This window comes from Vibrio sp. 1CM24A (assembly GCF_023161725.1).
In the GTDB taxonomy this organism is placed as follows: Bacteria; Pseudomonadota; Gammaproteobacteria; order Enterobacterales; family Vibrionaceae; genus Vibrio; species Vibrio coralliirubri.
Map to the genome: position 1 here is coordinate 1 of NZ_JALNTS010000014.1, position 20,663 is coordinate 20,663.

Annotated in this window: 21 protein-coding genes and 1 pseudogene; 12 read left to right on the top strand and 10 right to left on the bottom strand. The window is 40.3% G+C overall.

The genetic code is table 11. The features are described from left to right. Positions 1-76: 76 nt before the first annotated feature. The gene (locus MSG38_RS22480) at positions 77-643 is read right to left on the bottom strand and encodes a recombinase family protein (RefSeq protein ID WP_248402648.1); all 567 of its coding nucleotides are present in this window, start codon (positions 641-643) and stop codon (positions 77-79) included. Positions 644-810: 167 nt separating this feature from the next. Further along, complete coding sequence (locus tag MSG38_RS22485) at positions 811-1,041, bottom strand: helix-turn-helix transcriptional regulator (RefSeq protein ID WP_248402649.1); 231 nt, start codon at positions 1,039-1,041, stop codon at positions 811-813. A gap of 130 nt (positions 1,042-1,171) precedes the next feature. Here MSG38_RS22485 and MSG38_RS22490 point away from each other — a divergent pair, with 130 nt between their 5' ends. After that, complete coding sequence (locus MSG38_RS22490; protein WP_248402650.1) at positions 1,172-1,696, top strand: hypothetical protein; 525 nt, start codon at positions 1,172-1,174, stop codon at positions 1,694-1,696. A 446-nt stretch (positions 1,697-2,142) separates the two neighbouring features. On the opposite strand, the gene MSG38_RS22495 is transcribed toward MSG38_RS22490, so the two are convergent. After that, positions 2,143-2,955 (bottom strand): peroxiredoxin family protein, encoded by an 813-nt coding sequence (locus tag MSG38_RS22495; RefSeq protein ID WP_248402651.1) that lies wholly within the window; start codon positions 2,953-2,955, stop codon positions 2,143-2,145. Positions 2,956-3,008: 53 nt separating this feature from the next. After that, a complete protein-coding gene (locus MSG38_RS22500) occupies positions 3,009-3,614 on the bottom strand; it encodes a TetR/AcrR family transcriptional regulator (RefSeq protein ID WP_248402652.1) in 606 nt (201 codons plus the stop codon). A 146-nt stretch (positions 3,615-3,760) separates the two neighbouring features. On the opposite strand from MSG38_RS22500, the gene MSG38_RS22505 reads away from it, so the two are divergent. The 6 genes and pseudogenes from MSG38_RS22505 to MSG38_RS22530 all read left to right on the top strand — a co-directional run bounded on the left by MSG38_RS22505 (position 3,761) and on the right by MSG38_RS22530 (position 10,804). Further along, the gene (locus MSG38_RS22505) at positions 3,761-4,930 is read left to right on the top strand and encodes a methyl-accepting chemotaxis protein (protein ID WP_248402653.1); all 1,170 of its coding nucleotides are present in this window, start codon (positions 3,761-3,763) and stop codon (positions 4,928-4,930) included. A 139-nt stretch (positions 4,931-5,069) separates the two neighbouring features. Beyond that, a complete protein-coding gene (locus MSG38_RS22510; protein WP_248402654.1) occupies positions 5,070-5,237 on the top strand; it encodes a hypothetical protein in 168 nt (55 codons plus the stop codon). 432 nt (positions 5,238-5,669) lie between these two features. Further along, positions 5,670-7,613: a dihydrolipoyl dehydrogenase gene (gene lpdA / locus MSG38_RS22515; protein ID WP_248402655.1), complete on the top strand. Its 1,944-nt coding sequence runs from the start codon at positions 5,670-5,672 to the stop codon at positions 7,611-7,613. A 248-nt stretch (positions 7,614-7,861) separates the two neighbouring features. Next, complete coding sequence (fabB, locus tag MSG38_RS22520; protein WP_248402656.1) at positions 7,862-9,088, top strand: beta-ketoacyl-ACP synthase I; 1,227 nt, start codon at positions 7,862-7,864, stop codon at positions 9,086-9,088. A gap of 216 nt (positions 9,089-9,304) precedes the next feature. Further along, the gene (locus tag MSG38_RS22525; protein WP_248402657.1) at positions 9,305-10,105 is read left to right on the top strand and encodes an SDR family NAD(P)-dependent oxidoreductase; all 801 of its coding nucleotides are present in this window, start codon (positions 9,305-9,307) and stop codon (positions 10,103-10,105) included. Positions 10,106-10,266: 161 nt separating this feature from the next. Further along, positions 10,267-10,804 (top strand): annotated as a pseudogene (locus MSG38_RS22530) (DUF924 family protein). Positions 10,805-10,988: 184 nt separating this feature from the next. Here the strand turns inward: MSG38_RS22530 and MSG38_RS22535 are convergent. After that, on the bottom strand, positions 10,989-11,876 hold the full coding sequence (locus MSG38_RS22535) for a sensor domain-containing diguanylate cyclase (protein ID WP_248402658.1): 888 nt from the start codon (positions 11,874-11,876) through the stop codon (positions 10,989-10,991). A gap of 183 nt (positions 11,877-12,059) precedes the next feature. Here MSG38_RS22535 and MSG38_RS22540 point away from each other — a divergent pair, with 183 nt between their 5' ends. The 3 genes from MSG38_RS22540 to MSG38_RS22550 all read left to right on the top strand — a co-directional run bounded on the left by MSG38_RS22540 (position 12,060) and on the right by MSG38_RS22550 (position 15,116). Continuing rightward, positions 12,060-12,740, top strand: coding sequence for a glutathione S-transferase family protein (locus MSG38_RS22540; RefSeq protein ID WP_248402659.1), 681 nt, complete (start codon positions 12,060-12,062; stop codon positions 12,738-12,740). Between the two features lie 74 nt (positions 12,741-12,814). Next, positions 12,815-13,666, top strand: coding sequence for a glutathione-dependent disulfide-bond oxidoreductase (yghU, locus tag MSG38_RS22545; RefSeq protein WP_248402660.1), 852 nt, complete (start codon positions 12,815-12,817; stop codon positions 13,664-13,666). Between the two features lie 382 nt (positions 13,667-14,048). Continuing rightward, the gene (locus MSG38_RS22550) at positions 14,049-15,116 is read left to right on the top strand and encodes a patatin-like phospholipase family protein (protein ID WP_348983509.1); all 1,068 of its coding nucleotides are present in this window, start codon (positions 14,049-14,051) and stop codon (positions 15,114-15,116) included. A gap of 124 nt (positions 15,117-15,240) precedes the next feature. On the opposite strand, the gene MSG38_RS22555 is transcribed toward MSG38_RS22550, so the two are convergent. The 5 genes from MSG38_RS22555 to MSG38_RS22575 form a co-directional block, all read right to left on the bottom strand. Then, on the bottom strand, positions 15,241-15,792 hold the full coding sequence (locus tag MSG38_RS22555) for a carboxymuconolactone decarboxylase family protein (protein WP_248402661.1): 552 nt from the start codon (positions 15,790-15,792) through the stop codon (positions 15,241-15,243). A gap of 464 nt (positions 15,793-16,256) precedes the next feature. Beyond that, complete coding sequence (locus tag MSG38_RS22560) at positions 16,257-16,808, bottom strand: carboxymuconolactone decarboxylase family protein (protein ID WP_248402662.1); 552 nt, start codon at positions 16,806-16,808, stop codon at positions 16,257-16,259. Positions 16,809-16,876: 68 nt separating this feature from the next. Beyond that, a complete protein-coding gene (locus MSG38_RS22565) occupies positions 16,877-17,428 on the bottom strand; it encodes a carboxymuconolactone decarboxylase family protein (protein ID WP_248402663.1) in 552 nt (183 codons plus the stop codon). A 300-nt stretch (positions 17,429-17,728) separates the two neighbouring features. Continuing rightward, entirely contained in the window at positions 17,729-18,319 is a 591-nt protein-coding gene (locus MSG38_RS22570) for a TetR/AcrR family transcriptional regulator (protein ID WP_248402664.1), read from the bottom strand. A 66-nt stretch (positions 18,320-18,385) separates the two neighbouring features. Beyond that, a complete protein-coding gene (locus MSG38_RS22575; RefSeq protein WP_248402665.1) occupies positions 18,386-19,036 on the bottom strand; it encodes a DsbA family oxidoreductase in 651 nt (216 codons plus the stop codon). Positions 19,037-19,318: 282 nt separating this feature from the next. Between MSG38_RS22575 and MSG38_RS22580 the strand changes: the two genes are divergently transcribed. After that, a complete protein-coding gene (locus tag MSG38_RS22580; RefSeq protein ID WP_248402666.1) occupies positions 19,319-19,834 on the top strand; it encodes a hypothetical protein in 516 nt (171 codons plus the stop codon). 66 nt (positions 19,835-19,900) lie between these two features. Further along, the gene (locus MSG38_RS22585) at positions 19,901-20,572 is read left to right on the top strand and encodes a haloacid dehalogenase type II (protein WP_248402667.1); all 672 of its coding nucleotides are present in this window, start codon (positions 19,901-19,903) and stop codon (positions 20,570-20,572) included. Positions 20,573-20,663 lie beyond the last annotated feature (91 nt).

Here is a 20,663-nt window from a genome sequence, read left to right on the forward strand (position 1 = left end):
GCTTTCTTATCCATACTGTCCATCCTTAGCCTTTAAGGCTTAAGTTTAGACAGTTACACAGAATTCAGGACAATCTCTACTTTTCCGAAAGAACTTTTATATAGCGATACAGCGTAGCAACGCCAATTCCAACAGCTTTAGCCGCTTTTTCCTTACTCATTCCATTCTTGACGTAACCGAGCGCCTCTTCACATTTTTTTGCAGTAGCTGGTGATGCTTGCTTACCCTTATATTTTCCAGCGGCTTTAGCCTCAGCAATACCAAGAGCTTGTCGCTCAAGTAGCAATTCACGCTCCATTTGAGCAACAGATGACAAAATTCCCAAAATCATCTTCCCTGATACCGAGGAGGTATCAATTCCGATATTGAGAATCTCAAACTCAACCCCCTTTGCTTGATGCTCTTCAATCAATAACATCAACTCGCCCTGTGAACGACCTAATCGAGACATTTCACGGACTACAATTTTGTCACCGCTGATAGCTTGATTGAGAAGCTTTTGGAAATAAGGTCGCTCAATACTCTTACCCGATGCTTTTTCTCGGATGATGGTTGCATCTGGGTACTTCGTTAGGATTTCATTTTCCTGGGTTGTTGTAGATTGTTCTCTGGTGCTTACACGCACATATCCATATATCGTCATCGCAACCTCTATCATTTAGGATTTATAAGATAATCCTATCATATAAGTCATTTGGTTGCTATATGATAGGAATTCAGGGATCTATTTGATAGGTATACCCAAAAGATAGAAGTGGTATGTTTGGAGAATAAAAAAGACACGGCTCCCAGTGTCTCTTTTATTCGCAGTTAGTTGAGAAGGTCTTCGTGATCGGGGGGGATAAGGTCGGTGATAGTGCAATTTAATACCCTAGATATGAGAAGAAGTTTTTCGACAGTAATGCGCACGCCGTCTTCTTCTATTTTTCTAACGTAACTCCTACTTAAACCTGCCTGTAAACTCAACTGTGATTTTGATAACCCAAGCGCTAAACGGCGTTCTCTGATTCTCTCTGCGATCTCTAATGCTAGTCTATTCATTGTATATTTTTGTTTTTTTTCTATGCTACCGCATTTTACTTTTGTTCTCTATCGTTCTTGACTTAGTATGTTTTGGATAATATATTACCCAAGTGCAACGGGTATTATATTATCCACGTGAGAGGTTAAGATGAAACTAATGTCGTATGAGCTAATCAAAATAGCTCGCAGTGCTCTAAGTCATTTTGAAAAAGAGGAAATTTTCCGCTTGAATGAATTTCAGACGCAAATGGTTCCGCTTTTCGATGAACAATATGATGTAGATCGTTATCAAGAAAGATTTCGTAATCACTGCTATCGGGCAATTAGATTATTGGAACAAGAAAACTTGGTTTGTCGTCTAAGTGCAGCTAATTATCACAATGCACTGTATGTCGCGATCGAGGAGAGTGTTGGCGTAAAAGTACAAGTGACTGAAAAAAATACGTGTGCTTTGGAGGGTGAACTTACATATAAAGAAGGTCTCATCGCTTCAAAATATGAACTAGAAAAAGTAGCTGAAGCGCATCGAAGTGTATTGTCTAAGTTTCCTGCGCATAAGAGCTATTTGAATGCTGAACTAGACAAAGTTACGACACAAATTGAATCACTTGAATATCAACTGATAGTGCTAGATAAGCTCATAATACGAGATGAATTAAACGAAAATAACTAAGGTGCCGATTGATAGTGACTATTGTTTTATCTTTATTCCCTCAAAAAAATATGTTATAACTATTATAGCTGTTATAACTAATATAACGGCTATGGTTTATTATAAGGAGTAGAATGCAAAGTTCTGCTCCTGTCGTTCAATTTTAAATTTTTCGATAAAAATAGTGTTGTCGCGGGGCGCATTTGCTCTGACGCATGGCGCACTTCGAGTGCTTGATTTGGCTCGTGTATTGTCTTAATCGGCAAAGCAACTCTTCGTGCAGTTACTTTGCACGAGTTTACCTACTTAATCAAAACACTTTCCAGGCATACTCGTAGGTAGAGGCTTGGAGGCGTCACCCAAGTAAGTGGAAGTAGAGTCGCATACCATATTTAGCATTAAACAGTAGGAACTAGTGCCATAGTTGTCATCGAGAATAAACGCCCACAACGATGGGCGTTAACGTTCTAATTTTCAAAAGCATTCCTAAGAGCAGCAGTCACACGCTCTTCATTCGCTCGAATACGGACATCATCAGATTGATCGATCCACTGGACGATACCATGTTCGTCAACCAAGATGGACGTTGGAATTGCCATTGGTTTGAACTGCATCTTTTTCGGAAATGGCAGACCAAATACGGTCATTACACCTTCCGAATCGCCACCCAATGCCTTGTGGTGTTCAACACCAAATGCTCTGATCATTGAAAGATCCACATCGGATAGAAGAGTATGAGTCAGTTTATCTCTTTTTTTATGCATCATTGCATGTTGTGGTGAATCGTTTGAAACAGCAACAACCTTTACATCAAATTCGTCAAACATTGGTTTCATATCTTCAAACATTTTTAGTTCAGTACTACAGTAAGGACACCAAGAGCCTCTGTAGAACTTTAGAAACACTCGCTTACCATCTAACTCATTGTTATTAAACCGAGTACCAAAGTAGGTGGTTGTAGAAAAATTTGGTAATTGGTCACCAACTTCAATCTTGATATCACCTAGTGGAGCCTTGCTACCTTTGAGTGTGATATAAACCAAAACCGTCATAATGATTGGCAACATAGCGATAGGTAGGCTGACCAGTACTGAAACAGGAATGGATAAGCTAATGTGGAAAATCGCAGCGATCCCCATGATAGAACCTACGATCAAAGAAGTGACAAAAGCGACTGGCACTTCAGGTGTTTGGTTTTTTCTTACTTTAGAGAAGTAATGCATAGCACCAAGCACAGTTATTAATAAGCCCCCGATAGAGAGCTGTAGGTCGATATTCATTCTGATAACCTCACTAGAAAATTAGTAATATACTACCATTTGTGAACGATTGTTCAATTTGATTTAATCATACTTTTTAGGCAGTGATCTACTACTATTTCCAGTTCTTTTTTGTTTCGACCAGTACAAGCCATTGATGCAGTACCACGTAATGTTGTGGCGATGATTAGCGCATTGGTGGTTGCATTGCGGTCTAACTCAGCAAGTATCGATTCTTTGTCGGTGAGGAAAAACTCTTTTAAGTTGAGTTGAACTGCTTCACCCGCTTCCTTTAATGCTATTCTGGCAGCTTCGGGTATGTTTTTTCCAAGAGCTTCAGGTTGGCACATGACCACCATACATCCCTTAGGGCTACCCGAGCAGCATTGCCTATCAACGATTGACATCATGTAGTTCTTTAGGCGTTTCTCCAATGGTAAGTCATTGTCATTTAACAAAGGCATTCTGTTCTTAACCTGCGAATCTAGGTAGTGTTTGAGGGCTAGCACAAATAGTGACTCTTTGTTACCAAATGCGTTGTATAAGCTTGGTTTTGTAATACCAATGGTCGAGGTTAAATCTTGAACAGATGTTCCAGAGTAGCCATTTTCCCAAAAAACCTTCATCGCAAGTTCCAGTGCTATATGTGTGTCAAATTGTTTTTTTATATTAGCGATCATAACCTTACATATTCTGAATATTTATTCTAGTTTTCAGATTACCTAAAATACCCTGAACAAATGTTCAAATAATCCTTGAATCTCTCATTTATCTCTTTATTATACCGATCGGTATAACAAGTTTTAAGTCGATCATCGAGGAAAAAATGAGCGTAAAACGGAAATTATTAACACTCAACCTATTGACAGTTGCTATTGCATTAGCTATTGCAAAAGTAGTTACCTTATTTCTAATGGGAAATGAAAGTTTTTGGTATTTTTCATTTATTATTTCTGCAATTTCACTTTTGACTATTTGGTTCGTAATGAATAGGACTATCGATAAGTTAATATACTCCCCAATTGGTGATGAGCCTCAAATTATCCATAATCTAGTTGATCGCGTAACTAATGGTGATTTTACATTCAATGCGAAGGGTGATGAGAAAGGAATCAAATCGAAAGTGGCTACAATGGTCGGCTTTCTTAAAGTAATTACAACTGAAGTAAAAGATTCTGCTGAGACTTTAGGTCGATCGGCACAGTCAATGTCTTCTTCTGCTTTGGAGGTTAATAACCGTGCTCGTGAGCAAATGTTTCAGTTAGAACAAACATCTACAGCAATGAATGAAATGACTGTAAGCGCATCTGAAGTTTCAAGAAATGCTGCGCTTGCTACAGACGCAGCAGAAAAGGCACAAGAGTATTGCCGAACAGGTACATTAGTTGTTGGGGAAATGAATGAAGATATTAATGAACTACTTTCAGGAATTGAACAAGTAGTTGAAGTCAGTAAGAATCTTGAGAAAGAAACTCAAAACATTGGTAGTATTTTAGAAGTTATAGATGTTATTTCGGATCAAACAAATCTATTGGCGCTGAATGCTGCTATTGAAGCTGCACATGCAGGGGTTCACGGTAAAGGCTTTGCAGTTGTCGCAGATGAAGTTAGAAATCTAGCAGAAAGAACAATTCAAAGTACCAATGAAATACAAATAAATATAGAAAAGCTTCAGAAGGAAGCAAAACGTTCGATGGTATTAATGGAGAAGAATGTAACTAAGGCTCGGAGTACGGCTGAAAAGGTTTATAGCACAGATGATTCTTTAGAAAAAATACGACTTTCAGTGGATGTAACGTTGGATATGAATACACAGATTGCATCGGCCGCAAAAGAACAAACACACGTAGCAGAACAGATTAACTCAAGTTTAGTGGAGATTAGTCAGCATACTGCTACCACTCATGAAAAATCGAGTAATAATACTAAACTTGCATCTGAACTTTCTCTAGTCGCTGAATCTCTGCACACAGTAGTCAAAGACATCCGCACCTAGTTGAGACTATGTGTGTGATTATGTTTATGATGTTGCATCTTCGTATCTGATCGCCTCAACTAGATGACGTTATATTAAATTATGTCAGAGTTAAAAAGAGATTGCGCTAATTATCGGGATAGGGAAGAAGCTAATAACATTGCTTAGAACAAGCTTGTTCATGGTTCCTGCTGATGCTTCAAGTATCGCTGTCGTTGATGTGCTTTGGGCATGGTGGTTCTTGACTATCGTTGTGCGTCCTGTTGCGATTACGCTCGCAGTGCTAGGTCGCCGCTATCCATATTTTAGTGGCACTCCTACTCTGTAGAGTAAGCTATTGAAGAAAAGCTTTAAAAGGCGAAGAGATTAATCTTTATTAGTGCTATTCCCGTTGGTGTACTAGCGGTAGTTACGATTGCTGGTGGATTTGTTCAATAATTTTACCAGAATCTTTATGTAACCTATTGGTTGAATAGCTACTAATCGTTATTTGTCTATCGTTGTACATCTTACCTTTCGTAGAAATAGAGAAGAAAAGCCAACCTTGCTTTCAAGGTTGGCTTTTCTATATCTGCTACCAAACATTCGATAGTCTAAGCGAGCATTCAATTTTGCATCTATCAAATTCATTTCTGTCAGTTTTGTCCTAAGTCCTCACTAAATATAATGATTTTAATATTAATTGATTGAACTTAGTGCCTTAAGCGATGGTTGCGGCTCGGGGCTAAATCATGTCGATTTTAAACTTTAAGGCAAAACTATGACTATCGAAATTAAGCTAGGTGCAGCACTAGACGAGGGGCAGGAAGTCTCAATTATTGAGCTTGCATGTAACGCTGGGGATGCAGTAAATGCAGGTGATGTTCTAATTGCTTATGAAACAGATAAGGCAACGGTCGAACTGACTGCTGAGAGAGCAGGTACTGTCGTTGAGGTTATGGTTAATGTTGGTGAACTTGTATCAGCGAACACCATCCTTGCCTTGTTAGACGATAAACAAACGCAGAGTTTAGACAGCACTTTAGTAAATATCTCACTAGGTACCGCTCTTCAAGAGGGGCTAGTAGTGACGATTGGAGAAGTTACGACTCAACTTGGCGGTCTCGTCAAGCAGGGAGACACTCTTTTTGCGTATGAGACAGATAAGACAACAGTAGAATTTACATCACCAACAACAGGTACGGTCCAAAATATTTATAGCAATGTAGGCGACTCAATCTCATCTGAGACGATTGTACTTACAATTTCAGAAACTCTGAGTGAAAAGAATGGTATTGAATCCCCTCAATCACAAGAGAGAATGTCAGAAGAGTTGGAAGCTGATATCACCATTATCGGTGGTGGCCCAGGCGGATATGTCGCAGCAATTAAAGCCGTTCAACTAGGGCAAAAAGTCGTGGTTGTTGAAAAAGAAAGCCTTGGTGGTACATGCCTTAACTGGGGCTGTATTCCTACTAAAGCACTGGTTCGTTCAGCAGAGGTTCTTGATACCCTTAAGCATGCAGAAGATTTTGGTATTGTTGCTGATAATGTCGGTTTCAACTTTGACCAAGTGATGGGACGCAAGAATAAAGTGGTTAAACAGCTTGTTGATGGTGTTGGCTTCTTACTTTCAAAAAATAGCGTTACGACTGTAAAAGGAAGTGCAACTATTTCCTCTAGTGAGGTTGTGACAGTATCTTCAGAAAGTATAGAAACGACCATTCGTTCAAAGAATATTATTATTGCAACAGGCTCTGAGTCAGCAAATTTACCTATTCCTGGCTCTGATTTAGAGTGTGTCATTGATAGTAAGCAAGCCCTTGCACTTTCTGAATTACCAGAGAAAATTGTCATTGTTGGTGGTGGTGTTATTGGTATGGAGTTTGCGTTTATCTTTGCTAGTTTTGGTGTTGATGTCTCTGTCGTTGAGTACGCAGAATCGACACTGATCAACTGTGATATTGATGTCATTGACGAAGTTGAAAAAGCTGCCGAAGAGAAAGGTATTAAGCTCTACACAGGAGCAAAAGTCGAAGAGATCATCAACACTGAAGGTACAGGTAGTTTGGTTGCCTTTACTCAAGAGGGGAGTAAAAAGTACCTAGCGACAGATAAGGTCTTAATGGCAGTTGGTCGTGTACCAAACCTGACTGGTATTGACGCTGATGCATTAGGATTAGAGTTAAATGCGAATGGTAGAGGCATTGCTGTTAATGAGCGTATGGAGACTAATGTTCCGAATGTTTACGCTATCGGTGATGTTACAAATATCATTCAGCTGGCTCATGTTGCATCTCATCAAGGCATCGTAGCGGTGAACAATATCGCTGGAATTGACGCTGAAATGGATTATAAAGCCGTACCGTCTGCGATTTTCACTCATCCAGAAATTGGTATGGTTGGAATGACTGAGCAACAAGTGATCAAAAAAGGTCTTGAATATGTTGTCGGTAAATTCCCATTTGTAGCGAATGGTAAGGCATTAGCGTTAGGAGAGAGCAAAGGCTTTATTAAAATCATTGCAGATAAAGCAACGGATAAGATTCTTGGTGCAAGCATTGTAGGCCCTAATGCAACAGACATGATTGCAGAGCTGACATTGGCAATGCGTAATGAATTGACGACAGAGCAAATCATCGAAACCATTCATGCCCACCCTACGACCGCTGAAGTTGTTCATGAAGCGAGCTTGGCATTTCATGGTGGTTCAATCCATTTCTAAAATTCTAGACTTTAAAAGCTACTAGAATAAATAGACTTAAGCCGACATATTTGTCGGCTTTTCTATAACTATCAATAAGATAATTAAGATGACTTGAATATCTGGAACAGTAAGTTTTTCTGTCTCTAATATGAATTTGAACGCTCGTTAAAATAATCTTGAGCGATCGTTCATGTGAGCGTATAGTGAACCCATCAGAAAGCGAACAACGGTTGCTTAGCGTTGTTCAAATTGCGAAAGGTAACACTATGAAACGAGCAGTAATCACAGGTATTGGGATCATCTCTAGTATTGGTAATAACGCTGAAGAGGTGACCGATTCATTACGAAACGCAAGAAGCGGTATCAGCTATTCAAAAGAATTTGAAGAAATGGGCCTAAGAAGTAAGGTGTGGGGAGCACTGAAGATCGATCCGAAAGAACATATCGACCGCAAAACTCTTCGCTTTATGGGAGATGCGTCTGCCTATGCGTATTTATCGATGCAGCAAGCAATCGAAGACGCAAAATTAACACCTGAACAAATCAGTAACCCAAGAACAGGGCTAGTTGTCGGCTCAGGCGGGGCTTCAGGACAAAGCCAAGTCAAAGCGGCTGATACGCTACGTGAGAAAGGGGTACGCAGGATTGGTCCATATCTGATTACTCAAACAATGGCCTCGACCGCCTCTGCGACCTTAGCGACACCATTTAAGATTAAAGGGTTGAGCTACTCATTGTCATCGGCTTGTGCGACTGGTAGCCATGCGATAGGTCATGCATGGGAACAAATTCAACTCGGTAATCAAGATATCATCTTCGCTGGAGCAGGTGATGAGTTGAACTGGACTCAAGCGATGGGCTTTGATGCGATGGGGGCGTTATCAACTAAGTACAATGATAACCCAAGTGAAGCATCACGACCTTATGATAGCGAACGAGACGGTTTTGTTATTTCTGGTGGCGGTGGCATTGTCGTGGTTGAAGAGCTTGAACATGCTTTAGCTCGTGGAGCGCATATCTACGCAGAGATTGTTGGCTATGGTGCGACATCAGATGGCGATGATATGGTTGCGCCATCAGGTGAAGGTGCTACACGTTGTATGACCATGGCATTAGAAAAAGCCGAACGAAATGGCGTAACCAAGGTGGATTATTTAAATACTCATGGCACTTCGACACCTGTTGGTGATACCAAAGAGCTAGCGGCTGTTTCAGAGGTGTTTGGAGACCATCTGCCAATGATCAGTTCAACCAAGTCGATGACAGGTCATGGGCTAGGCGCAGCGGGTATTCATGAAGCCATTTACAGCTTATTAATGATGGAAAATGGCTTTGTTGCCCCAAGTATTAATGTGAAAAACTTAGATGAAAAGTTAGTTGATCTACCAATCGTGACTGAAACAAAAGATCATGATCTTAAGGCGGTCATGAGCAACAGTTTTGGCTTTGGTGGAACGAATGCGACCTTAGTTTTTAAACAATTCCAGCGCTAAGCTAACTATAAAACCCCAGTAAGAGCCGACAGATTCATTTGTCGGTTTTTTTGTCTCAAAGTTATTTTTGAACAAGTGTTCAAAATTTACTTGAACGATCGTTATTGTTGTTTTATAGTCTCTACATCGGTGAGGGAGACATAACCCTCGACATGAGGTTTCTTTTAGAAAAAGACCTTAAAAAATTTCAAAGCAATAACTGCTGGAGTACGAACAATGTCTTTTAATTTCAAACAAAAATACGGTGAATGGGCTTTAGTAACTGGTGCAACATCAGGTATTGGTGAGCAGATGGCAGAGCAACTGGCGGCTGACGGTATGAACGTTGTTTTAGTCGCAAGACGAGAAGCTGAGTTAAAAGAATATGCGAATACTCTTGCAGAAAAATATGGTGTTAAATCGGATATCATCGTTGCCGATTTAGCAACACAAGCTGGTGTTGATCAAGTAAAAGCGGTGAAGCAAGATATTGCGCTGATTGCTTTGTCGGCTGGTTTAGAAACCAATGGCGCTTTTGAGAAGTTAGACCTAGATGCTGAACGCCGTCTAATTCAAGTTAATGTGACTTCGACAATGGAATTAAGTCATCACTTTAGCAATACAATGGTAGAGCGTGGTAAAGGTGCAATCTTGTTGGTTGCAAGTATGTTTGGACAGATGGCTTCTCCATACTTCTCAACATACGCTGGCTCAAAAGCATTTGTAATTAACTTTGGTCAATCATTATACAGTGAATTAAAACCAAAAGGTGTTGATGTTAGCATCTTGTCACCAGGTCTAACTAAAACTCCGATGGCGAATGCAACAGGCGTGAACTGGTCTAAAGTACCAATGGCAGCTAAAACGCCAGAGAAAGTAGCAGAGCTAGCATTGAGTGGTTTAGGCAAACGCTTGGTGATGGTTCCTGGTGTTCGCAATAACATCATGGCTTTCATGGCGACATTAACACCACGTAAATTACTTTCAACAGCTATGAAACTAATACTCGATCGTGCAGTTGATCCAAAACGTCTTTAGTTAGCAAAAAAATTGGTTTTAAAATGGCTCTTATGGAGCCATTTTTTATACTTGTAGAACGGAATTTCATGTTTACTTCGATGCTAGAACCATATGAAGTAAGGAAATCCATCTACAATGGATAGCGAAACAGTAAATACAGAAATGGAGTAACGCTTGTTATGTATAAGGAAGTGATTGATTTTTGGTTTAATGAATTAGAACCAAAGCAGTGGTGGCAGAAAGACGAAGCGTTCGACCAAATGATCAAAGCTCGCTTCGGTAAGGTTCATCAACAAGCACTGGCAGGAGAGCTTTACTCATGGCGAACCAATGCAGAAGGGTGCTTAGCGGAAGTCATTGTGCTCGACCAGTTCTCTCGCAATATCTACCGTGATACTCCTGAATCATTTAGTAGTGATGCCATGGCATTGGTCTTAGCACAGTCAGCGATTGCTCAAGGGATGGATAAAGATCTATCAGATATTCAACGAGTCTTCTTATGTATGCTTTATATGTATAGTGAATCAGCGTTGATTCATACTGAAGCAGTGAAGTTATTTGAAGCGATAGGGATACAGAACAACCTTGAGTTTGAGTACAAGCAAAAAAGCTATTATTGAGCGTTTTGGGCGATATCCTCATCGTAATGAGACTTTAGGCCGCCAATCGACTGATGAAGAGCTAGAGTTTTTGCAACAACCAGGCTCAGGTTTTTAATCCCCATACCTGACTTTTTGGCTAGTGGGTTTTCTGGCTCATGTTTACCCTTAAATGCGCTATTCAACTGCTTTACGGAGATAGGTGAATGTTCATGCTATTACCTAGCAAGTCTTTGTTCAAACGTGAGTTTTAAGATCTATACGTTACAAGTAATCCACCATAAAAGTATGGTGGATTTCATTTAATTCAAATGCGCAGCATAAGACTTCACTTGATTTCGCCCATGATTCTTAGAGGTATAGAGCGCCACATCCGCACGATGGTATAGCTCTTTGATATCACGTTCATCCTGCTTAGCTTGGCTTAAACCAATCGAAATAGTGATTGGCAAATCCTCTCCTGAGAAGTTAAACGCATCACTCTCAATGGCTTTGCGAATATGCTCAGCAACATTTACAGCTTGCTCAAAATCAGCTTGTGTTAAAAGAACGGCAAACTCTTCACCTCCAACTAAATGACCATATTGATCATTGATGCTTTTAAAATGGTCGATATCTAGCAAGAGTAGGGTAGATGGTGTTTGGCGAGCCTGATTTAATCGTTGAACCGCTTTGTTTGTAAATGAACGTTTATTGAGAATATTCGTTAGGTAATCGACCTCAGACATTTTCTTTAGGTCGAGCTTGGCTCGTTCACTCTCAGTGACGTTTCTTACAATCCAAACAACTGCGGGTTCACCGTTAATATCTTCAGGTAGACGTTGGATTCTACCCTCATACCACTCATGGTTGTTTAACGTGACATGAGTTGGAACATTTGGCATTAACCCAGGCCCAAGTTCATACATGAAATTTTGTGTTTCGCCTGTTTCAATCGCTTTCTGTATGACACCGTGATAATGCTTTGCACGGGGTAGGTCATCTGAAAATAGGTCGTAAAAGCTCTTTCCAATAAGCTGTTCATTTACGTACTCAATGTTGATATCCGTACCACCATATACTTTCAGAAAAACACTGTCGGCAGAAATAACGAAGATATGATCAGGCAGCACGCCTAACATTGTCTCTAAGTTAAAGTTACCTATTGTATCTTTCTCCATTACATCGTCTCGTATTTCAATTTCGTTCATAATACCCAATCTTTAACGATCGTTCAGGTTTGGTTTGTTTGTTCATAGCTTTATCCAGTAACTTAACAATCTCCAAAATTGAAAATACAAAAGATAAAAAAACAATCGAAAAAAGTTGAACAGTCGTTCTGATAATGGTTTAATTGCTGAAGTTGAATGATTGTTCAAGTTGAGGAGAACATTATGCTTAAGTTTTATTTCCACCAAACGCCAAACCCAATGAAAATTGCACTGTTCCTAGAAGAGACAGGTCTTGATTTCCAATTGGTGCCAGTAGATACATTAAAAGGTGAGCAGCATACTCCAGAGTACCGTTTGATTAACCCTAACGGTAAAACCCCTGCAATCGAAGATGACGGTCAACGTGTATTTGATTCAAATGCTATCTTGCTTTACCTATCAGAGAAGACTGGCAAGCTAGGTGGTCAACCTGAAGATCGTGCAGAGCTTCTATCTTGGTTGATGTTTATTGCAACAGGTCTAGGTCCATACTCTGGTCAGTCTGTTCATTTCCGCCATGCTGCACCTGAAGGTCTAGATTACGCTGTTAACCGTTACCTACGTGAAGCTCAGCGTCACTACGAAGTATTAGATAAGCATATGGAAGGTCGTGAATTTATCGTTGGTAACGAGTTCACACTTGTAGATGTTGCTGCTTGGGGTTGGATCGACAAAGCAACGGTTGTACTTGGTGAAGAGGGTCTTAAACCATATCCGAACCTAAGCCGTTGGTTTGATGCTGTGAATAGCCGTCCTGCTGCTCTACGTGCTCGTGAGATTGACAAGGGCGTAGAATTTAAGAGCGAATTTGATGAAGAAGCTCGCCGTGCATTCTTCCCATCGAACTACCCAGAAGCAAAATAATTCTAAAAGCGTAATCGCATATAAATAGTGTAAAGCAAGCTCATTGGAGCTTGCTTTTATTGAAGGTATATAAAATGACTAACGAATATCAACCACCAAAAGTGTGGACTCATGACAGCGAAAATGGTGGTGAGTGGGCTAAAATCAACCGTCCAGTATCAGGTGCTACCCATGAGAAAGCGCTTCCAGTAGGTAAACACCCACTGCAACTTTATTCAATCGCAACACCAAATGGTCAAAAAGCGACAATCATGTTGGAAGAGTTGCTAGCGGCGGGTAAAGACGCTGAGTACGATGCACACCTAATTAAGATAGGTGAAGGTGATCAGTTCTCATCAGGTTTTGTTGATGTTAACCCTAACTCAAAGATTCCAGCATTGGTGGATAACTCGGCTGAAAAACCAACGAATGTGTTTGAATCGGCTTCTATTTTGCTTTACTTAGCTGAAAAATTTGATGCGTTCTTACCGTCAGATGCACAAGCAAAAGTGAAAGTGATGAATTGGTTATTCTGGCTTCACGGCTCTGCACCATACTTAGGTGGTGGCTTTGGTCATTTCTATGCATATGCTCCAGAAAAGTTTGAATACCCAATTAATCGTTTTACGATGGAAACTAAGCGCCAGTTAGACGTGTTGGATAAACAATTAGCGAATAATCGTTACTTAGGTGGTGACGAGTACTCGATTGCAGATATTGCAACTTGGCCATGGTACGGTAACCTAGTTTTAGGTGCATTATACAGTGCTAAAGAGTTCTTGGATGTGGAGAGCTACCCAAATGTCCTACGCTGGGCAAATGAGATTGCAGAGCGTCCTGCTGTGAAGCGAGGTAGAACGGTTAACCGCACTTGGGGTGAGGATTGGGAGAATGTTCCTGAGCGTCATGGTGCTGAAGATATTGATGCTGTTCTCAAATTGAAATAAATTCTGACATCACAATAAAAACCGCTAGGTCACTACCTGGCGGTTTTTTTTAACCTGTTGAAACATCGGCATTACTCTATAGTATTAGAGAGTGAATGAATGGATAGAGTCGGTCGATTGTGAAGTCAACAGTATTCGTAACACTTGGTATTACTGCCATACTACAAGGATGTGCTACCTACGGCACTCCGCAGAATAAACAACACACCAAGATAGCGATTTATCCCAATCGTATTCCTATCAAAACTCTGTGAAACGTTACAATTCAGGCGAAGTGATGGTACTTGTCGCTTTTTCTGGAGGTGGAACAAGAGCCGCTGCATTTGCTTATGGTGTTATGGAGGGAATGTGAGACCAGCCCTTAGAGTCACAATCGCATGATATTAGCTTTCTTGACGAAGTTGATAATATCTCTTCGGTATCGGGCGGAAGCTTTACTGCCGCTTATTATGGGCTTTATGGAGATAAGTTGTTTACTGACTTTGAGCAAGAGTTTCTCTATAACGATGTGACGACATCACTATTGCAGCGTTTCTTGACTCCGACACTCTGGTTCTCAAGGTCTGGTATTACAGATGAAGCCATCACATACTACCAAGAAGAGCTTTTCAAAGGTGCAACGTTTGCTGACTTCAACCAAACAGATAAGCCATTAGTCGTTATCAATGCGACTGATTTAGGCACGGGTGTTCGTTTTTCTTATGTACAAGAGTACTTTGATTTACTGTGCTCTGATATCTCTCAATACCCAGTAGCTGACGCTGTGGCGGCTTCAGCAGCAGTTCCTGTATTCTTTAACCCAGTTGTATTGGAAAACTATGGTGATTGTGGTGACAGCAATATTACTAACCTTGTTGAGCAGTCAGAATTAAATAGCGTTGCAAAATCGACACATTCATCGCTAAGTCACTATTTAGATAAAGAGCAGACGAAATACATTCATTTGGTTGACGGGGGCATTACTGACAATCTTGGTCTATTTTCCTTGTATGACATGATGTCAATGCATGGTGGGCAGGAAGGGTTCTTTACCGATTTAGGAGCGGATCTTAAGCCCTATGTCGTTGTGATTTCCGTGGATGCTTCAGCTAAACCCGAGAATACGATGGGGCAGAGTGTTGAAAAACCAGATGTTACCGATACGATTGCATTCATGACGGACATTCAACTGCATCGTTACAATGACCTAACTAAGAGTTTGATTAAAGAGACGTTAAAGCGCAACGGGCAAGCGGCAACTGAGCATGGACAACCAGTATCAACATACTTTGTCGATATTAATCTTAATGATGTTACAGATGAAAAGCGTAGGGTTTTGTTAAACAATATCCCAACAGCACTGAATCTAGAAAAAGAGCAAGTCGATCTACTTGTGCAAGAGGGAAGGGAACAACTTCTTAAAAATGAAGATTTTAGACGGTTCCTAAAAGATTTTAGCAACAAAAACTAAACACTGTCGCTGATATAAAAAACCGCAGACAAGGCTGCGGCTAACTAAAAAAACAAGGCAGTGTTTTAGTGTTTAAAAAGGGAAACAATAGAAAGGTTTCCCAAAAAATTTATGGGTAACTTACTTATTTCTTTTCCCAAGCAAATTGCTGGAACATCGCATCTACAGGTGTTTTAGCAACGTGGTTTGTGTAGTTGCTGATTACTTTCTGAGATAGACCAAGGATGATCTCAAGAACGTTTTGCTGAGTGTAACCTGCTGCAAAGAATGCTTCCATTTGCTCTTCAGTCACGTTGCCACGCTGACGAACGATTTGAAGGGTAAAATCTTTAAGTGCTTGAAGCTTTTCAGTTGGCATTGCTTCTTCGTTACGCAGTGCTTCAGTCAGTGCAGGGTCAACTTTCATTGAGTGTGCAATACCAGTGTGTGCAGGAACACAGTAGTGACATTCGTGCTCAACGTTGATTGCTTGCCATACCACAGTTTTTTCTTCCGCAGTGAATGACGTTTCTAGGAACAGTTGGTGAAGCTGAGTGTACGCTTTTAGTAGCTCAGGAGACTCACCCATTGTGCCGTAAAGGTTAGGAATCACACCCATCTGCTTTTTAGCGCCAGCGAAGATAGCTTTAGCTTTTGGTGAAACAGTTTCTTCAGTGTGGATTTTAAATGCAGTCATGATTACGTTCTCTTGTATTGATTCGTTGATGGGGTTTGTGTGTCCCCGTTAAGTTGGAATAACTATAACCCAACATGAACGAGTGTTCAAGTAATAAATTGAACAAATGTTCAAGCTAATGCGGGTTTAACTTTAACTAATTGAAAAGGTTGTAGAAATAAAGGCTTGGTTTTTTTGATGTTTGATGGCTGGTGGAGTAGAGGCATTATCTTCAAACTTGGCCTGGGAGCAGAAATAAGCGATCAATCTCATGCAAAAGAGGTTAGGCGATTCATTTTTAAGACCTCCTATACTGCTAAGGCATAGTATTGAAGGTAGTAAGTGTGTGCTTGTGCAGATGTAATCAGAGAAAAGAGGGTTTCTAAGATATTTTGTTCAACGGTATTATTCTGCTTTCCAATAAAAATACCCGCTATGTGTCGGAACTCATAGCGGGTATTGAATTGTAATACTGACTTAGAAAGTTATTTCTTTTGCCAAACAAATTGTTGGAATATTGGATCAACAGGTGTGTGCGCTACATGATTGGTGTAATTACTGATCACTTTCTGTGACAGACCAAGAATGATTTCAAGAACATTTTGCTGACTATAACCTGCATCAAAAAATGCAGTTAGCAGCTCAGTTGTCACATTGCCACGCTCACGAACCATTGAAAGAGTAAAATCCTTCAATACTTGAAGCTTTTCTGTAGGCATATCTGCATCATTACGTAGGGCTTCATTTAATGCAGGGTCTACCTTCATAAAGCTAGCTAGTGCTGTGTGAGCAGGTACACAGTAGGTACAGTTATGTTCTACATTAATCGTTTGCCAAACAACGGTTTTTTCTTCATTAGTAAGTGAAGACTCCAAAAACAGTTGATGTAACTCTAGATAAGCTTTTAGAGCTGGTGGGGCTTCAGCAAGTACACCATACAAACCTGGAACAGACTTGTACTGAGCAACCGTCTTCTCGATGATTGCTTTGCTTCCCGCTGGTACACTCTCTAGTGTATGAATCGTAAACTTCGTCATATTACTATTGTTCTTGTCAAAATTGCCCACCATAAATTGAACCTATAATGGGCTAAATGAATTACTTATTATTTCTTTTCCCAAGCAAATTGCTGGAACATTGCATCTACAGGTGTTTTCGCAACGTGGTTTGTGTAGTTGCTGATCACTTTCTGAGATAGACCAAGGATGATCTCAAGAACGTTTTGTTGCGTGTAACCTGCTGCAAAGAACGCTTCCATTTGCTCTTCAGTTACGTTGCCACGTTGACGAACGATTTGAAGAGTAAAGTCTTTAAGTGCTTGAAGCTTTTCAGTTGGCATCGCTTCTTCATTGCGCAGTGCTTCAGTCAGTGCTGGGTCAACTTTCATTGAGTGTGCAATGCCAGTGTGTGCAGGAACACAGTAGTGACATTCGTGCTCAACGTTGATTACTTGCCATACCACAGTTTTCTCTTCAGCAGTAAATGACGTTTCTAGGAACAGTTGGTGAAGCTGAGTGTACGCTTTTAGTAGCTCAGGAGATTCACCCATTGTACCGTAAAGGTTAGGAATCACGCCCATCTGATTTTTAGCGCCAGCGAAGATAGCTTTAGCTTTTGGTGAAACAGTTTCTTCAGTGTGGATTTTAAATGCAGTCATGATCACGTTCTCTTATATTGATTCGTTGATGGGGTTTGTGTGTCCCCGTTAAGTTGGAATAACTATAACCCCACATGAACGAGTGTTCAAGTGGTAAATTGAACAAATGTTCAGTTTGATGCTGTTTTTACACTAACCATTTGAAAGTAAAGAGAAAATATATTTTAGTTAATGAGTACTGAGTTAATGATATGAATAGAGATTTGATAGATAGGTCGATTTTAGGAAAGTTGGCAAACGAGCAGGCAAAAGAAAGCCCAACACTGGGTTGGGCTTTAAATCTATAGTTTGATTAGCTATTTACTTAAACGGACCGCTAACAAAGATGTCGTCAATAAACTTTTCTACAGCATCAAGTTCTTCCGTTGCGCGAGCAAAAGTGCGAAGTCCAATAATCTGAACCTGTACATAACGTGCTAGTTCAACTGGGTCTTTATCAGCACTGATTTCACCATCAGCAATTGCCGAAGTTAAAATAACAGTAAATGCCTTTTCAATGTCATTGAGCAGGCGTTTTGCTGTCGCTAATAGTTCTGGATTGTCTTCTTCTGTTAATTCAGAAACAGACTTAACTATCATACACATACCACTAGGTGCTGTGTCTCGTTTCTCTAAGATTATCTTTCGTATGAAGCTTTTCAAGCCGTCAACTTTAGTTGGAGCTTCAGCTAGGCTACTTTCTAGTAATTGGTCGCTTTCCTGTCTATAACGTTCGATTGCTAGAATAAACAAGTTGTCTTTACTACCAAATGTTGCATAGATACTACCAGGTCGCATATCAATTGCGTCCTGTAATGCTCGCATAGAAGTACCGTGATATCCCTTTGCCCAGTAGAGGTTCTTCGCTCTAATGATCACATCTTCACGATCAAATTGTGCTCTTTTACTCATAGTGTTACCTAGGTGGTTGGGGCCTAATGCGCAGATTATAACGAACTTATTAACACTCGTTCAAGTTCAGTCTTGTTTGTTAAGTAATTCAGTTAAAATCTGTTTGTAATTTTCTACAGGATGAGCACCTGTTACTGCCGATTCACGATTGAATACCATAGTCGGTACACCGCTAACACCGTGTTGTTGCCAAACAGCTTCCTGCATGCGAACGTCTTCTTTTAGTTCTGGCTTATCTAACCATGAGATACCTTCATCTGCATTTAAACCAACAGCGATAAGTTCGTTGCGCAAAACATTGCGGTCAGATACGTCTTTTTGTTCGCTAAAGAAGGCATTAAATAAGCGAAGTTTAAGCTCTGTTTGTTTACCAAACTGCTTGGCAAAATCTAGCAGCACGTGTGCTTCAAGGGTGTTAACCATACGCATGTCTTCGAAATAGTTGAACTCAAAGCCGTGTTCTGCGCCTTTTTGAGCAATGCTGGCACGTGCTCGGTCACTATCTTCTCGACTAGAGCCATATTTTCTCTTTACATGGTCACGAAGGTTTTCACCTTCTGCTGGCATATCTGGGTTTAATTCAAATGGAAGCCACTCGATCTCAATCTTGTCCGCAACATCAAGTTCTTTGATGGCTGCCTGAAGGTTGTTATAACCAATGATGCACCAAGGACAAACCACATCAGAGATAATTTCTAGTTTTAACTTATTTGTCATATCACGTTACCTATATTATTTTTCACAATAGCTTGAACGACTGTTCATGTTTTGTATATAGTGGCACCGTTTAGAAGAAAAGGGAAGTGTAAATGTGATCTAAATCTCATTTAATTTCGATTTGATTAATCTTTCAATTATGCATGAATGAATTTCATTCTTGGCTCTTTTTGAAATTGAACGATTGGTCTACTATCAATCCATCGAAGCGAATTGATGAATCTTTCAAGATTTGCAAACGACTAACAAGCAATAAGCCAGATAGTAAAAGAGGGCATTAAAATGAGTACGCAACAACTAATCCTAGAGTTATCTTTAATCGGTTCTATGATCCTTATTACGGGCTTCTTTTTAGTTCGTTCATACAATGCGAGTGACTCTATTTCACTTAAAGCACAGAAAATTCTGACAGGTTTAATTGGTGCATTCTTATTGATGGCAGGTACGGTGAAATTCTTTGACCCGTTCACCACAATGTTTACTAAGCAGATTGCACTGAGTGAACTTCCTTTCCCTTTCCTTTCTCGCTGGGCTGGTCAACTGGGTGAAATGGGTGCAGGTGCGCTGCTACTTGTTGTGATGATTGGTGAAAAATCACTGCCACAAGAACTGCTGACAAAGGCAATGTATGCATCAACGGCGCTGACTACGATTATCATGTTTGTTGCAGTCTATGTTCACTTACTTCCAAACGTACCAGCAGAAGTGTTACCACTTCAGTCAAAACCACCCGTAATGACATTGGTTATTTTGGCGCTAGCATGGCTTAACGCTTACCTATACAAAAAGAACTATTAATAGATTTAAACGCCAACGGAATGTTGGCGTTTTTCGTTTTTATTTATTGGGGTAAAGAGGTACAACATGAAAACAACACTGGCATTTGATGTTTACGGCACTCTAATTGACACGCAGGGTGTCTTGCAAACGCTTGAAAAATGGTTGGATACTGGAGATGCCTTGTCAGTTTCCAAGCTTTGGCGAGAAAAACAATTGGAATACTCGTTTCGCCGTGGCTTGATGCGTGATTATGTTGATTTTTCAGTATGTACTAAAGATGCTTTGGAATATGCACTGCTTGTACAAAAGGTTGAGCTAAACGATGAGCAAAAAGTACAACTCATGAACGTTTATAAGACTTTGCCTGCATTTGATGACGTGGTCCTAGCGTTAGAGGCATTAAAAGAGAAAGATGTGGCTCTTTATGCTTTCTCGAATGGCAGTTTAGAAGCCGTATCTGGTTTATTAAAGCATGCAGGGATCTATCACTATTTTGACGGTGTAGTGAGTTGTGCGGATGTTCAGAGCTTTAAGCCCGACCCTGAAGTTTACGAGCATTTTTTAAGAGAAGCGGATACCACGATGGATAGAGCATGGTTAATTTCAAGCAATCCTTTTGATGTGACAGGCTCTATTTCCGCAGGGTTTAGATCTGCATGGGTTAAGAGACACTCAACCGTGGTGTTTGACCCATGGAATATCCAGCCAAGCGAGATCGTTTCATCACTTACAGATGTTGTTCAAGTTATTGGTTAACGGAGTATGCAGCTACCAATTGTTGAATCGCATGAGTACAGGATAAAACCAGGTAAAAAAGCGTAATGGATTAAGTGGTACATGGAACAAT